We start from the raw sequence: 14003 nt of genomic DNA on the forward strand, positions 1-14003 counted from the left end.
GTTTCATCAATTTCATTGTTTTGTTAAGGAGGATTCCATGCCTCGCTTACTTGTTTCTATAGCAATCGTTCTTCGTGCATCCTTGGCCCACGCAGATGTCTGGACCTTTGAGACCCCGTCTGAAAACATCCAATGTGTGGTCGGGCAGGATGCCGGAGCCTCGGATTTATCTTGCACTATAATTGAGCGTAGCGGCGCGCCTGCTTTGCCACGACCTGCGGATTGTCAGTCTGATTGGGGACATGAATTTTTCATGACCGATAAAGGCGCTGTCCGCATGCTGTGCCAACCTGTCAATCAAAATCGCGACGGTTATGATCGCGCAGAATATGGCGTAACCGGGACGTTTGGTGGATTTATCTGCCATTCCTCGAAAAAGGGTTTGGAATGCAGGAATGAAGTCGGCCACGGGTTCTTTTTATCTCGCGCCAAGCAGCGGATATTTTGATCCCCAACTGACAATTTATTGGAGGTTTTGTCAGTGCGCCGGGCCAAAATCGGTGGATATGTCTGCGGGATGCCTTGAAGTCCCCAAATCATCGGGTCATGCTGCATCACGACAAACGGCGATGAGGTTGAAATGGGGGAACAGGTGCCCCACCTTTATCGTCCAAGACAGGAGATGGCCAAAGGTTGCCTGACACAGGGACTGGTGCCGTCTTGCCAATGATAAGGATAGAGCATGCAAGAGCCTCTGAATTCCTCATACCCCGTCCTGCCGCTGCGCGACATCGTGGTATTCCCACATATGATCGTGCCGCTGTTCGTGGGCCGGGACAAATCGGTCCGCGCACTCGAAGAGGTGATGCAGGATGACAAGCAAATTCTGTTGTCCAGCCAGATTGACCCCGGCGAGGATGATCCAGAGATCGACGGTATCTACCGCTCGGGCGTTCTGGCCAATGTACTGCAGCTGCTGAAGCTGCCCGATGGTACCGTTAAGGTGCTGGTCGAAGGGCAGGCACGTGTACAGATCACAGAATTCCTTGAAAACGATCAGTTTTTTGAAGCGCGAGCTGAGTATCTGACCGAAATTCCCGGCGATGTCACCACGACCGAAGCGCTTTTGCGCACTGTCGCGGATGAGTTCGAGCGCTATGCCAAAGTGCGTAAGAACATCCCCGAGGAAGCGCTGGCTGCGGTCGGTGAAACCACCGAGCCTGCGAAACTGGCCGACCTTGTGTCAGGTCATCTAGGCATCGAGGTCGAACAAAAGCAGGAATTGCTTGAGACGCTTTCCGTCAGCGAGCGGCTTGAGAAGGTCTATGGCCTGATGCAGGGCGAAATGTCCGTTCTGCAGGTCGAGAAGAAAATCAAGACCCGCGTCAAATCTCAAATGGAGAAGACGCAGCGCGAGTACTATCTGAATGAGCAGATGAAAGCCATTCAGAAAGAGCTCGGCGATGGTGAGGACGGCAGCAACGAAGTCGCCGAACTGGAAGCCAAGATCAACGAGACCAAGCTTTCAAAAGAAGCGCGCGAGAAGGCCGAGGGTGAGCTGAAAAAGCTCAAGAACATGTCGCCGATGTCGGCCGAGGCCACTGTTGTGCGCAACTATCTGGACTGGATCCTTGCTCTGCCATGGGGCACCAAATCCCGTGTCAAAAAGGATCTGGGCCGTGCACAGGACATTCTGGACGCTGATCACTATGGTCTTGAAAAGGTCAAGGAACGGATCGTTGAATACCTCGCAGTTCAACAGCGTTCGAAGAAGCTGAAAGGCCCGATCTTGTGCCTTGTTGGCCCTCCGGGCGTGGGTAAGACCTCACTGGGTAAGTCCGTCGCCAAAGCCACGGGGCGCGAGTTTATTCGCATCTCGTTGGGTGGCGTGCGCGACGAATCCGAGATCAGGGGCCACCGTCGGACTTATATCGGTTCGATGCCCGGTAAAATCATTCAGGCGCTGAAAAAGGCGAAGACCACGAACCCGCTCATCCTGCTCGATGAGATCGACAAGATGGGACAGGACTTCCGTGGCGACCCGGCCTCAGCGATGCTGGAGGTGCTGGATCCAGAACAGAACAACACGTTCATGGATCACTACTTGGAGGTCGAATATGACCTGTCCAACGTGATGTTCCTGACCACGTCGAACAGCTACAATATGCCCGGGCCTCTGCTGGATCGGATGGAGATCATTCCGCTGGCTGGTTATACCGAAGACGAAAAGAGCGAGATTGCCAAGCAGCACCTTATCGGCAAGCAGGTCAAGAACCATGGTCTGAAATACAAAGAGTTCGAACTTACCGATGAGGCGCTGCAATCGATCATCCGCACCTATACGCGTGAGGCGGGTGTACGGAACCTTGAACGTGAAATCGCCAAAGTGGCGCGAAAATCGCTGACCAAGATCATCAAGAAAGAAGCGGAAACCGTGACGGTGACGCCGGAAAATCTGGATGACTTTCTAGGCGTGCCTAAGTTCCGCTACGGCCTTGCAGAACAGGACGATCAGGTCGGCGTTGTCACCGGCTTGGCCTGGACCTCGGTCGGGGGCGACTTGCTGCATATCGAGGCGCTGAAACTGCCCGGTAAGGGTCGGATGAAGACCACAGGTAAGCTGGGCGATGTGATGAAAGAATCCATCGACGCAGCATCGTCGTACGTTCGGTCGATTTCGCCTCAGATCGGCGTGAAGCCACCGAAGTTCGACAAGATCGACATCCACGTCCACGTGCCCGATGGCGCGACGCCCAAGGATGGGCCGTCAGCGGGCTTGGCGATGGTGACCTCGATTGTTTCGGTTCTGACAGGTATTCCGGTACGCAAGGACATCGCTATGACAGGCGAGGTCTCGCTGCGCGGGAATGCTATGCCAATCGGTGGTTTGAAGGAAAAACTGCTGGCTGCTCTTCGTGGTGGGATCAAAACTGTTCTGATCCCTGAAGAGAACGAAAAGGATCTGGCAGAGATTCCGGATAACGTGAAGGAGGGACTGGAAATCATCGCGGTCAAGCACGTCTCGGAAGTCCTTGAGCAGGCACTTATCCGTGCGCCTGAGTCGATTGATTGGGACGAGGCTGCGGAAGAGGCTGCCGCGGCGGCTGCAAAAGCGGCCGAAGGTGCCGGACCGTCTGCGACAGCTCACTAAGACTGCTGATAAAGTTAAGAGGCGGGGTCATCCCCGCCTTTTTTTGTTTAAAGGCCGATGACCGGTTTGGACGGATCGAGCACTTCTTCATCAGAGATGTAAGCCTGAAACTTTTTGTCCGACAGGGCCGAACGTACAGCGAGTGCGAAGATCACCATCGAAAATACGATGCAAAGCAAAATATCCCAACCGAATGGGATTTGTTTCTGCGCACCGTCTCCAAATTGCCCCATGTAAGATATCAGCCCCAGGCCGCAGAAATATGGCATCAGCCAAAGGGCTTCTGTCGCGTCCATCTCATCAAGCCGGTTGTGAAAGCGGATCAGCAGCAGCGCCATGCCAATAAGCAAGGCAATACCAAGCCTCCAGACCGTGTCCCAGCCGCTCCAATAAACGATCAACGTCGAAATGGCGAAGGCTGTGATCGCGACAAGTTTGACCGCGGGGATACGGATCGAGCGGGGTTGATCAGGTAGCAGATCGCGCAGGCACACCACGGCGATGGGGCCGACCGCAAATGAGAGGACGATTGCGGCCCCGTTCAAGGCGATGACTGTAGTGAACGGTACGGTGAGCAAGAACAGCGTGCCGATCAGAAAGTTCAGCGCCAGCGCCCACAGAGGGACGCCAAAGGATGAGAGCATCTGCAACCGCTTCGGCAGGAATCCATTTTGCGACAGGGCCATTGCGATCCTTGCATTTGAGCCTGTCGCTACAAGCCCATTGCCAAAAGGGCCAATAATCGAACCAATGTTCAAAAGGCTGAGAAACCACAACAGCCCAACTGACATGATGACACCATCCAACGGCCCTTGACCGCCAAAGCTCAGGTGCGCCCAGCCTTGGCTGATCATTGTGGGGTCCAGTGCTCCTATAAAGGCAACCTGTAGTCCGAGGTAGATCAGTGCACACAGCACAATGGAAAGAACCAATGCGGTCGGTATAGCAAATTTCGGATTGCGAACTTCCCCAGCCATATCAACCACATGCCGGAATCCAATGAAGGAAAAAATCACGCCGCCAGTAGATACGGCCGCCATGATACCCTTAAGACCATAGGGGGCGAATCCATCTGGCGTCGTAAAGTTTTGCGTTTCAAATCTTGATGCGATCAACAGAACTGACAAGACAACTGGGATCGCAACTTTAGCCCAGGTCAGTGTCGCATTTACCTGGGTGAAAAACTTAACCCCCAGCGCGTTTACCGCAACGAATAACAGCATGAATAGCAGTGCAACAGAGACACCGGCCCCGGTCAGTTCCCCAGTTTCTGCCGTATGGAGCCAAGACGCGTATGGCGCGAGGTATTTAAGCATGGCCTCAACCTCGATTGGGGCGGTCGTATTGTAGCCAATCCAGGCGGTCCAGCCCATCGCCATCGACACGATATTGCCATGCGAAAACTGCGGGACGCGTGCGATGCCGCCGGGGATAGGCAGCATCGCCGAGATTTCGGCAAATGTGATCGCCAAAATGAACATCGCAACGGCGCCGATGATCCAGGAAAGAATAGCGGCAGGGCCGGCATGCTGCACGGCGAGCAGTGGGCCGAATAGCCAGCCCGATCCGATGATGCCGCCGACTGAAATGAACGTAAGACCAACGAGGCCGATTTCCCGCTTCAGTTTCGCCATTTGTTAACCCACCCAGGAAATCCGTTGGTTCGACAGACCACAGTTTCAGGATAAGCAGGCCGCAGGAAACATGGCAAGTCTCTATAATCATGCAAGAATCTCAGTGTCTAAAGCAACGAATTGGAAAGTTTTTCCAGTCGTTTCGAGCACTTTCTGCCACGAGTGTCTATCTTCAGGGTATCACAACGCTGGACCCGGGGTGGAATATCATTCACGCTGAGAGCCTGCGCCATTGTAGGAGACCCCAGGATGCCTCGGTACAACGATCTGTTCGAACTTTCGGTGGAAGATATGGAATTGATTGAAGAGGCAATGCGCCATGCGATTTCGGCCAGGTCCGTCGCACTTGTTGATGAAGGCAATGAGGACAGAGAGGCCCGCGAGAACTTTGTGCGCAAAGCACACGAATTACTCGGCAGGCTACATGACCAGAAGATATTCTATCGCCCGAAGTCCGGCGTGTATGTCAGTGGGTAGTGCAGGGTGCGCTGCGCGTTTGATCTGAAAGGATCCCAGCACTTTACTTGCGGCCAATAAGTTATTGAAAACATGGTGGGTGATAAGAGATTTGAACTCCTGACATCTTCGATGTGAACGAAGCGCTCTACCACCGAGCTAATCACCCTTGGCGGGCTCAAATAAAGAATCCAAGAAATATTCGCAAGCTGAAATCGCTGTCCGCTTGCGTTGGAGTAGGGTTTTCTCGACGCATTTGCTTTGTTCAAAGTTACTCGCATTGGAAAAATTCGTGATTAAGCAAAAAACTTGAAAACGCCGCTTGACGCTGCACAGCGGTAGCCATAATACACCCCAACGTTCAGAGATGAACGGGCAGTGGGCGGTTGTAGCTCAGTTGGTTAGAGTACCGGCCTGTCACGCCGGGGGTCGCGGGTTCGAGCCCCGTCAACCGCGCCATCACTGTCAGCCTTTGATCCGGGCAAACGGATCACACATAGACCCAAAATGCGCGGTTGTAGCTCAGTTGGTTAGAGTACCGGCCTGTCACGCCGGGGGTCGCGGGTTCGAGCCCCGTCAACCGCGCCATTTTCCTTTGAAATCAGACACCCATACCCACGCTATCGCATTGCAGGGTGTCTTGAGGTCTGGCATGACGTTTCCGTCCGACTTAATTCTGTCCGAGAGGGTGCTCATGACAAGCTTGAACCGGGTCGTGATGGCCCGCCGCAGCCGTCAGTGGATTCATGAGCTCAATCCGCAGAAGCTGGAGGCTTTCGAGATTTCAGGTTCCTGGGGCAAGCAATTCGCCTTTCTGAGCTATACGCAAGCCTGGCAGCGTCAGCTTGATATCTGCCGCGGACCATTGCTGGATGAACACGGACAAGTCCGGCAATTTGACCTGATCCTGGCCAATCAGGTCTGGGAACATCTTGATCGACCTTATGAGGCGACTTTGAACGTGTTGGAGATGCTGCGACCTGGCGGTTACTTCTGGCTCGCAGTGCCTTTTTTCATTCCGTTTCACGCAGCTCCGCAGGATTGTTCTCGGTGGACTGCGCGAGGTTTGAAGAATTTGCTAGGTGAGTGCGGATTTGATCCGACTGGCATCAAGGCAGAGCAGTGGGGCAATCGCCATACAGCCCAACGAAATCTGGAACTGGATTGGCCACCGACCTACGATCCCGAGACCGACGATTTGGAAAATGACCCGGATTTCCCAATTTGCGCTTGGGCATTGGCCCGGAAATCGATTCAGTAGTTGGTAAGCCGGAGAAAATCCGCTAGTTCTTGCTTTGTTCTAACTTTTCGATTGGAGACTCGGCGCTGCTCGCTTATCTCTGAAAGACGTATCTGTTGGGGGCCAGAATGGCTGAGCTTAAGAATATCGAGGTGCGCGGCGCGCGCGAGCATAACCTCAAAAGCATTGATGTCGACATTCCGCGTGATCGGCTGGTGGTGATCACCGGTCTTTCAGGCTCGGGCAAGTCCTCGCTGGCGTTTGACACTATCTACGCCGAAGGTCAGCGCCGCTATGTCGAAAGCTTGTCGGCTTATGCGCGGCAGTTTCTGGATATGATGGAAAAGCCCGATGTAGATCACATCAGCGGCCTGAGCCCTGCTATTTCGATCGAACAGAAGACGACGTCCAAGAATCCCCGCTCAACCGTGGGGACTGTGACCGAGATTTACGACTATCTGCGTCTGTTGTTTGCTCGTGCTGGAACGCCCTACAGCCCAGCCACAGGGCTGCCTATCGAGGCGCAGCAAGTGCAAGACATGGTCGACCGGATCATGACCATGGAGGAGGGCACCCGTGGCTATTTGCTGGCCCCAATCGTGCGGGACCGGAAGGGCGAGTACAAAAAGGAATTCCTTGAACTTCGCAAACAAGGGTTCCAGCGCGTCAAGGTCGATGGCGAGTTCTACGAGTTGGATGAGCCGCCAACGCTGGATAAGAAGTTCCGCCATGATATCGACGTCGTGGTTGATCGTTTGGTTGTACGTGAAGGGATGGAAACGCGCTTGGCTGACAGCCTGCGGACAGCGCTTGATCTAGCCGATGGGATTGCAATCCTCGAAACCGCACCGAAAGAGGGCGATCCCGAGCGGATCACGTTCAGCGAAAATTTTGCCTGCCCGGTCAGTGGGTTCACGATCCCCGAGATCGAACCCCGTCTGTTTTCATTCAACGCGCCTTTCGGAGCATGTCCCGATTGCGACGGTCTGGGGGTTGAACTGTTCTTTGATGAACGCCTCGTTGTGCCGGACCAGACGCTGAAGCTGTATGATGGTGCTTTAGCGCCGTGGCGGAAGGGAAAATCCCCGTATTTCCTACAAACCATCGAAGCCATCGCGCGGCACTATGAGTTCGACAAAAACACGCCGTGGAAGGATTTGCCCGATAAAGTTCAGCAGGTGTTCCTGCGTGGTTCTGGCGATGAGGAAATCCAGTTCCGCTATGACGAAGGTGGTCGCGTTTATCAGGTCACGCGCAGCTTCGAGGGTGTCATACCCAACATGGAGCGCCGATATCGCGAGACTGACAGCGCCTGGATTCGCGAAGAATTCGAGCGTTATCAGAACAATCGTCCCTGCGGCACCTGCGAGGGATATCGTCTGCGCGCAGAAGCGCTGGCTGTAAAAATAGCAGGGCTGCATGTGGGGCAAGTGGTCCAGATGTCGATCCGAGAGGCATTGGCCTGGATTGAGGATGCGCCGAACCATCTGACTGCGCAAAAGAACGAAATCGCTCGGGCCATTCTGAAGGAAATCCGCGAACGGCTCGGCTTTTTGAATAATGTGGGTTTGGAATATCTTACACTGTCACGTTCAAGTGGCACTTTGTCCGGTGGCGAGAGCCAGCGCATTCGTTTGGCCAGCCAAATCGGATCGGGCCTGACCGGGGTATTGTATGTACTTGATGAACCTTCGATCGGTCTGCATCAACGCGACAATGATCGGCTGTTGGGGACACTCAAGAACCTGCGCGATCAGGGAAACACCGTTATCGTCGTAGAGCACGACGAAGAGGCCATTCGCGAGGCTGACTATGTCTTCGATATTGGACCCGGGGCTGGTGTTCACGGTGGGCAGGTCGTCAGCCATGGCACGCCCGAACACATCGCTGGTGATGCGGCTTCGATTACCGGTCAGTACCTGTCTGGCAAGCGTGAAATTGCGGTACCTGCAGAGAGGCGAAAAGGTAAGAAGCAGAAGGTGAGCGTGGTCAAGGCCACCGGAAACAACCTGAAAAATGTCACGGCAGACTTTCCGCTGGGCAAGTTCGTCTGTGTTACTGGGGTCTCAGGAGGCGGTAAATCCACCCTGACGATTGAGACTTTGTTCAAAACCGCCTCGATGCGGCTGAATGGTGCGCGTCAGACACCGGCGCCTTGCGAGACGATTAAAGGTCTAGAGCATTTGGATAAGGTGATTGATATCGATCAGCGTCCTATAGGCCGGACTCCACGTTCAAATCCAGCGACTTACACCGGGGCCTTCACCCCGATCCGCGACTGGTTTGCGGGCCTGCCCGAGGCCAAGGCGCGTGGCTACAAACCCGGTCGCTTCAGCTTCAATGTTAAAGGTGGACGCTGCGAGGCCTGTCAGGGTGACGGTGTGATCAAGATCGAGATGCACTTCCTGCCCGATGTCTATGTGACTTGTGAAACCTGTAAGGGCGCGCGCTATAATCGCGAGACGCTTGAGATCAAATTCAAGGGTAAGTCCATCGCGGATGTGCTTGATATGACTGTCGAAGATGCGCAGGAGTTCTTTAAGGCCGTGCCTTCGATCCGAGACAAGATGGATGCCCTTGCGCGCGTCGGGTTGGGCTATATTAAGGTCGGTCAGCAAGCAACAACGCTGTCTGGTGGTGAAGCGCAGCGCGTGAAGCTGTCGAAAGAGCTCAGCAAACGTTCGACCGGGCGAACACTATATATCCTTGATGAGCCGACAACCGGTCTGCACTTCGAAGATGTTCGTAAGCTCCTAGAAGTGCTGCACGAACTGGTGGATCAGGGAAATACGGTTGTGGTGATCGAACACAATCTGGATGTGGTGAAAACCGCCGACTGGATTATCGACATCGGTCCCGAGGGAGGCGACGGAGGCGGCCAGATCGTGGCAGAGGGCACACCAGAAGATGTCGCGGAATGCGAGCGCAGTCATACCGGACATTACCTAAAGCCGATGCTGAATACTGAGCGTGTGGCCGCTGAATAGCGAACTCTAGTAGAGGATGTCGGCAACCGCGCCGATGAGGTTCAACACTTTGCGCGTGTCCGGGTCGATTGAATAGACATAGTCACCGGCACGCACATAGTTGCCACCGCGCCGCAATCCATAGCGATAAGGGTCGTCAATCCAGATGTAGTCATCAAGCCGATCACCCTTTCGGTAGAGCTTTTTGGCCTGCCCGGGTGGCACGCAAGGCACAGCCTTTTTAGCAAGCCCCGGAGGGCAATGGCCAGCATTGCTACGCACCACACCAGATTGCGGAGCGATTCGTTCGACCTGCAACTTGGACTTGTTTTTACCTTTACCATTGCCATTCCCGGCCAACGCTACGGCTGGGCTCAGCGCAATCAGGGCGATCATTGGAAGGCAGGTCAGAATTTTCATCGAGGCGCACTCCGGCGTGGGTGTTTGTATTTGCTTGTACAATACCCAATCACGTAGGAGCGCGCCTCCTTGTATTCCAGCCCTGTGCGGTTTTCCGCTGCTAGAGTGTTAGCTTCGGCGGCGCGTCTCGAACCGTGGCAACATGGCGCTGAAATCGCGACCTAAGCCATTTTCGTGTTCGACAAACTGTTCATAAAGCTTCGTTGCGATTTCTCCCATGGGAGTATCGGCATCAGCGCTTTCTGCAGCCTGTTGGCTGAGGCGAAGATCTTTCAGCATCAGCTCGGCGGCAAAGCCAGGGGTATAATCATTGTCAGAAGGGCTTTCGGGGCCAACACCCGGCGCAGGGCAATACGCATTCATCGTCCAACTGTAGCCAGAAGAAGTGCTAACCACATCAAACATTTTTTGGCGGTCCAACCCTAGCTTGTCTGCCAGTGCAAATGCCTCGCAGGTGGCAATCATGGTGACGCCGAGGATCATGTTGTTGCAGATTTTGGCGGCTTGACCAGCGCCCGCCTCGCCGCAGTGAACCGCTTTCTGGCCCATGATTTCAAACAACGGGGCGGCTTTGGCAAAAGCGGTGTCAGAACCACCAGCCATAAAGGTCAGCGTGCCGGCCGCGGCACCGCCAATTCCACCAGAAACCGGAGCATCCACCGAGAGCAGACCGGCGTCTGTGGCTTGCTGGGCCACGGCGCGGGCGCTGTCGACATCTACCGTCGAGCAGTCGATCAGAACCGCACCGTCCTGCATCGCAGGAATGACCTCATTAGCCACGGTGCGCAGTATCTGGCCATTGGGAAGCATGGTGATGACCGCCTCTGCGCCAGAAACGGCTTGAGCCCCTGACGCGGCCATCGTCACACCATCGATCGATATGTCTGCCATGTCATGGCCGACCACTTCATGACCGGCCGCTGCCAAATTGGCTGCCATTGGGGCGCCCATGTTGCCCAGTCCAATGAATGCGATTTTCATCCTTTACTCCTCTGAAAAGGTCAGCGCGTTCTCACCTAAAGGTTGCAACATATTCGAGACTGCTGCTGCAGGTACGTTCATATCTGCAAATTGCCAGTTTGGATTGCGATCCTTGTCTATAATCTGTGCACGAATGCCTTCCAGAAAATCTCCGTGTTCCATCGCGCGATAGGTAAAGCGATACTCCATCTCCAAAGCCTTGCGCAGGGTCAGATTTGGTCCGCGCAACCGATGCAGCATTTCGATGCAACAGGCCATCGAAATAGGTGCGTTTCGTTTAAGGCCATTGAGAGTTTCCGAAGAAAACTCTAGGCCGTCGCTACTCAGGATGTTCAAGATATCGGTCAGGCTTTCTCCGCCGAAAAACGCGTCGATCTGAGGTTGGAGCTCTGCGAGTTTGCCTTTCGGGAGAGTTTCAGTGTGCTCTTCAATAATTTCTGCACGACCGGAAGCTTCCAGCATTTCGATTAGGCCCGCCCAGCGGTCTTGCGGAATGAAATGATCAGCGAAGCCAGCAAAGATTGCGTCATCGGGCCCCATTCGGTAGCCGGTTATTCCCAAATACTCACCCAGACGCCCTGGCGCCAGCGCCAACATCAGTGTTCCGCCCACGTCAGGGACCAAACCGATCGAACACTCCGGCATAGCAATCTGTGAGCTTTCGCCAACGATGCGATGACTGCCATGGCAGCCAATGCCCACACCACCGCCCATGGTAAAGCCTTGCAGAAAACTGATCACAGGTTTGGGGTATTCAAAGATTATGGCATTCATCCGATATTCGTCGCGCCAGAAGGTACGGCCGTAATCGTAATCGCCATTGGTGCCAGTAGCGTATAGCTCTGCAATATCGCCACCGGCACAAAAAGCCTTTTCACCCTCCGCGTCAAAAATGATCAGATCGACTGCATCATCCTCACGCCAACTCCGGAGAGCGGTGTCGATGGCCATGCACATCTCATAGCTAAGTGCATTCAGGGCCTTTGGGCGAGTTAACGTGATGCGCCCGGCGCGCCCTACGGTACGTATATCGATGTCAACCATTGGACCCTCAGCGGTTCGCCAGCATTTGCCGTGCAACGATGACGCGCATAATCTCGTTGGTGCCTTCAAGTATCTGGTGCACGCGCAGATCGCGCACAAGCTTTTCGATGCCATAGTCGGCCAGATAACCGTAGCCGCCATGCAATTGCAGGCACTGGTCAACCACCTTCGATCCGGTTTCGGTGACGAATTTCTTGGCCATGGCGCAGAATTTGGTGGCATCAGGCGCGCCCTGATCCAGTTTCCACGCTGCTTGCCGCAGGAAGGTGCGGGCGGCCTGCAATTCGATCTCCATATCGGCGAGGCGGAACTGCAGCGCTTGGAACTGATCGATGGATTGGCCGAATGCTTTGCGCTCGGACATGTATTTCAGCGTCAAATCCAATCCATTCTGCGCTGCACCTAATGAGCAGGAAGCAATGTTCAGGCGTCCGCCGTCCAGCCCCATCATGGCGTATTTGAATCCGTCGCCTTCTGCACCGACCAAGTTTCTTGCGGGGATCTTACAGTCATCAAACTGGACCTGCGCGGTGGGCTGGCTTTTCCAGCCCATTTTCTGCTCCAGAGCGCCAAAGCTAAGGCCGGGTGTCCCGTCTTCGACATAGACCGTCGAAATTCCCTTGGGGCCATCCTCACCCGTGCGGACCATGCAGACATAGGCATCCGAATAACCGCCGCCCGAGATGAAAGCCTTAGAGCCGTTCAGAGTGTATCCCTCGTTCGTGCGTTCAGCCCGGGTTTTCAAAGCGGCTGCGTCTGAGCCGGAACCAGGTTCCGTCAGGCAATAGCTGAGCACCGTCTCAAGGCTGAGAATGTCAGGCATGATGCGCGATTTCAGATCATCACTGGCAAAGCTGTCCAGCATTTTGGCGCACATGTTGTGGATTGACAGGAAAGCCGCGACCGAGGGGCAGGCCATCGACAGGGCTTCGAACACCAGCGTCGCATCAAGGCGGCTCAGGCCTGATCCGCCACCTTCTTCCGAGACGTAGAGGGCGCCAAATCCAAGTTCGCCGATCTTGGGCCAAAGATCTTTCGGGATCGTGCCGTCAGCTTCCCATTGGCGCGCGAATGGGGCGATATGTTCCTGGCCAAAGGCATAGGCCATATCAAAAATGGCCGTCTGTTCTTCGGTCAACGCGAAATCCATGGCGGTGGTCCCTGTATACTGCAGAATTGAACAAGCGTTTTATTCTTCAATCCTTACAGAAATTTTTCAACGGCAGCAAACGTTGCCGACGGGTTTGGGAGAATTACTTGCCTGCGCTATACTGAGGAAATTCAAAAGATCGATTTTATGGAGTATTCTGATGCCGTCACACAAAATGGCCGTGATCGCCATTCACGGAATGGGAAGCCAATACAGACCCCAAGGGCAACCTGCATCGACAACCCCAACATTTTCGAAAGGACTGAAGCGGCGCGTCGCGAACCGGATCGGAGCCGATATGCGCCATGTGATCTGGCATGAGGTTGTTTGGGCGCAAATCCTGCAGGGGCGGCAGAAAGATTATCTGCGCAAGATCAACCGTAGTTTGGGCTATGACAAGCTGCGCGAGTTTGTTGTGTGCAACTTGTCCGATGCTGCCTCGTATCGCCCAACGCCGGACGATGGTGACAAAATCTATGATGCGATCCACAAGAAAATCGAGAATGTGATGGGTGTGGTCAAACATCAGGTGGGCCATGACGGCCCCGTCCTGATACTGGCCCATTCACTGGGCGGGCACATAATGTCCAACTATATCTACGATATGCAGAGGCATCTGCGGCAGGGTGGATCGCCGGTTCATCCGACACATGTAGAAAACATGAAAACAGTCGCGGGGATCGTGACCTTCGGATGCAATATTCCGATCTTCTTATTCGCGTATCCCGAGAATGAGATATTCCCGATTATGGCTCCTAATCGCGAGCTTCCACCCGCGCTCCGGTTTACGACATGGTGGCATAACTACTATGATCGTCACGATGTTCTTGGGTTTCCGTTGGGCAAAAGCGCGCCGAGCTATGCGCAGCTGGCACAAAGCAGAGCTTTGAAAGACAAACCAATCAATGCGGGCAAAATTTTTACGTCTTGGAACCCGTTCTCGCACAACGGATATTGGACAGACCGGGACCTGTACGAACCGGTGGCAGAACGGATTAAGGATATTCTGGCCGCAGTCTGA

Annotated in this window: 11 protein-coding genes and 3 tRNA genes; 8 read left to right on the plus strand and 6 right to left on the minus strand. The window is 54.4% G+C overall.

Going from position 1 to position 14003, the window contains the following annotated elements; translation table 11 throughout:
• Positions 1-37: 37 nt before the first annotated feature.
• Together ACR0DU_RS02350 and lon are read left to right on the plus strand one after the other, a co-directional pair.
• A complete protein-coding gene (locus tag ACR0DU_RS02350; protein WP_480872270.1) occupies positions 38-448 on the plus strand; it encodes a DUF6636 domain-containing protein in 411 nt (136 codons plus the stop codon).
• 234 nt (positions 449-682) lie between these two features.
• The gene (gene lon, locus ACR0DU_RS02355; protein WP_480872271.1) at positions 683-3091 is read left to right on the plus strand and encodes an endopeptidase La; all 2409 of its coding nucleotides are present in this window, start codon (positions 683-685) and stop codon (positions 3089-3091) included.
• Positions 3092-3138: 47 nt separating this feature from the next.
• Here the strand turns inward: lon and ACR0DU_RS02360 are convergent, their stop codons facing one another.
• The gene (locus ACR0DU_RS02360; protein WP_480872273.1) at positions 3139-4725 is read right to left on the minus strand and encodes an APC family permease; all 1587 of its coding nucleotides are present in this window, start codon (positions 4723-4725) and stop codon (positions 3139-3141) included.
• A gap of 249 nt (positions 4726-4974) precedes the next feature.
• Between ACR0DU_RS02360 and ACR0DU_RS02365 the strand changes: the two genes are divergently transcribed.
• A complete protein-coding gene (locus ACR0DU_RS02365) occupies positions 4975-5202 on the plus strand; it encodes a hypothetical protein (RefSeq protein ID WP_010439808.1) in 228 nt (75 codons plus the stop codon).
• Between the two features lie 73 nt (positions 5203-5275).
• Here the strand turns inward: ACR0DU_RS02365 and ACR0DU_RS02370 are convergent.
• Positions 5276-5350, minus strand: a tRNA-Val gene (locus ACR0DU_RS02370).
• A gap of 213 nt (positions 5351-5563) precedes the next feature.
• Between ACR0DU_RS02370 and ACR0DU_RS02375 the strand changes: the two genes are divergently transcribed.
• From ACR0DU_RS02375 to uvrA, 4 genes are all read left to right on the plus strand, one after another.
• Positions 5564-5640, plus strand: a tRNA-Asp gene (locus ACR0DU_RS02375).
• A 52-nt stretch (positions 5641-5692) separates the two neighbouring features.
• Positions 5693-5769: transfer RNA gene (locus ACR0DU_RS02380), tRNA-Asp, on the plus strand.
• Between the two features lie 106 nt (positions 5770-5875).
• Positions 5876-6442, plus strand: a complete 567-nt coding sequence (locus ACR0DU_RS02385) for a class I SAM-dependent methyltransferase (RefSeq protein WP_480872275.1) — start codon at positions 5876-5878, stop codon at positions 6440-6442.
• Positions 6443-6549: 107 nt separating this feature from the next.
• Entirely contained in the window at positions 6550-9408 is a 2859-nt protein-coding gene (gene uvrA / locus ACR0DU_RS02390; RefSeq protein ID WP_480872277.1) for an excinuclease ABC subunit UvrA, read from the plus strand.
• Between the two features lie 6 nt (positions 9409-9414).
• On the opposite strand, the gene ACR0DU_RS02395 is transcribed toward uvrA, so the two are convergent.
• The 4 genes from ACR0DU_RS02395 to ACR0DU_RS02410 form a co-directional block, all read right to left on the minus strand.
• Positions 9415-9807, minus strand: coding sequence for a hypothetical protein (locus ACR0DU_RS02395; protein WP_480872279.1), 393 nt, complete (start codon positions 9805-9807; stop codon positions 9415-9417).
• Between the two features lie 108 nt (positions 9808-9915).
• Positions 9916-10788 carry a 3-hydroxyisobutyrate dehydrogenase gene (mmsB, locus tag ACR0DU_RS02400; RefSeq protein WP_480872281.1) on the minus strand — a complete coding sequence of 291 codons (873 nt, stop codon included), beginning with the start codon at positions 10786-10788 and terminating at the stop codon, positions 9916-9918.
• Positions 10789-10791: 3 nt separating this feature from the next.
• Positions 10792-11832, minus strand: coding sequence for an enoyl-CoA hydratase/isomerase family protein (locus ACR0DU_RS02405; protein ID WP_480872282.1), 1041 nt, complete (start codon positions 11830-11832; stop codon positions 10792-10794).
• Positions 11833-11839: 7 nt separating this feature from the next.
• Positions 11840-12982, minus strand: coding sequence for an acyl-CoA dehydrogenase family protein (locus ACR0DU_RS02410; RefSeq protein WP_480872284.1), 1143 nt, complete (start codon positions 12980-12982; stop codon positions 11840-11842).
• Positions 12983-13142: 160 nt separating this feature from the next.
• Here ACR0DU_RS02410 and ACR0DU_RS02415 point away from each other — a divergent pair, with 160 nt between their 5' ends.
• Positions 13143-14003: a hypothetical protein gene (locus ACR0DU_RS02415; protein ID WP_480872286.1), complete on the plus strand. Its 861-nt coding sequence runs from the start codon at positions 13143-13145 to the stop codon at positions 14001-14003.

This window comes from Ruegeria sp. G2, assembly GCF_056533505.1.

Coding starts and splice junctions, on each gene's coding strand:
- ACR0DU_RS02350 (WP_480872270.1), top strand. CDS start 38: ATGCCTCGCTTACTTGTTTCTATAGCAATCGTTCTTCGTGCATCCTTG.
- lon (WP_480872271.1), top strand. CDS start 683: ATGCAAGAGCCTCTGAATTCCTCATACCCCGTCCTGCCGCTGCGCGAC.
- ACR0DU_RS02360 (WP_480872273.1), bottom strand. CDS start 4,725: ATGGCGAAACTGAAGCGGGAAATCGGCCTCGTTGGTCTTACGTTCATT.
- ACR0DU_RS02365 (WP_010439808.1), top strand. CDS start 4,975: ATGCCTCGGTACAACGATCTGTTCGAACTTTCGGTGGAAGATATGGAA.
- ACR0DU_RS02385 (WP_480872275.1), top strand. CDS start 5,876: ATGACAAGCTTGAACCGGGTCGTGATGGCCCGCCGCAGCCGTCAGTGG.
- uvrA (WP_480872277.1), top strand. CDS start 6,550: ATGGCTGAGCTTAAGAATATCGAGGTGCGCGGCGCGCGCGAGCATAAC.
- ACR0DU_RS02395 (WP_480872279.1), bottom strand. CDS start 9,807: ATGAAAATTCTGACCTGCCTTCCAATGATCGCCCTGATTGCGCTGAGC.
- mmsB (WP_480872281.1), bottom strand. CDS start 10,788: ATGAAAATCGCATTCATTGGACTGGGCAACATGGGCGCCCCAATGGCA.
- ACR0DU_RS02405 (WP_480872282.1), bottom strand. CDS start 11,832: ATGGTTGACATCGATATACGTACCGTAGGGCGCGCCGGGCGCATCACG.
- ACR0DU_RS02410 (WP_480872284.1), bottom strand. CDS start 12,982: ATGGATTTCGCGTTGACCGAAGAACAGACGGCCATTTTTGATATGGCC.
- ACR0DU_RS02415 (WP_480872286.1), top strand. CDS start 13,143: ATGCCGTCACACAAAATGGCCGTGATCGCCATTCACGGAATGGGAAGC.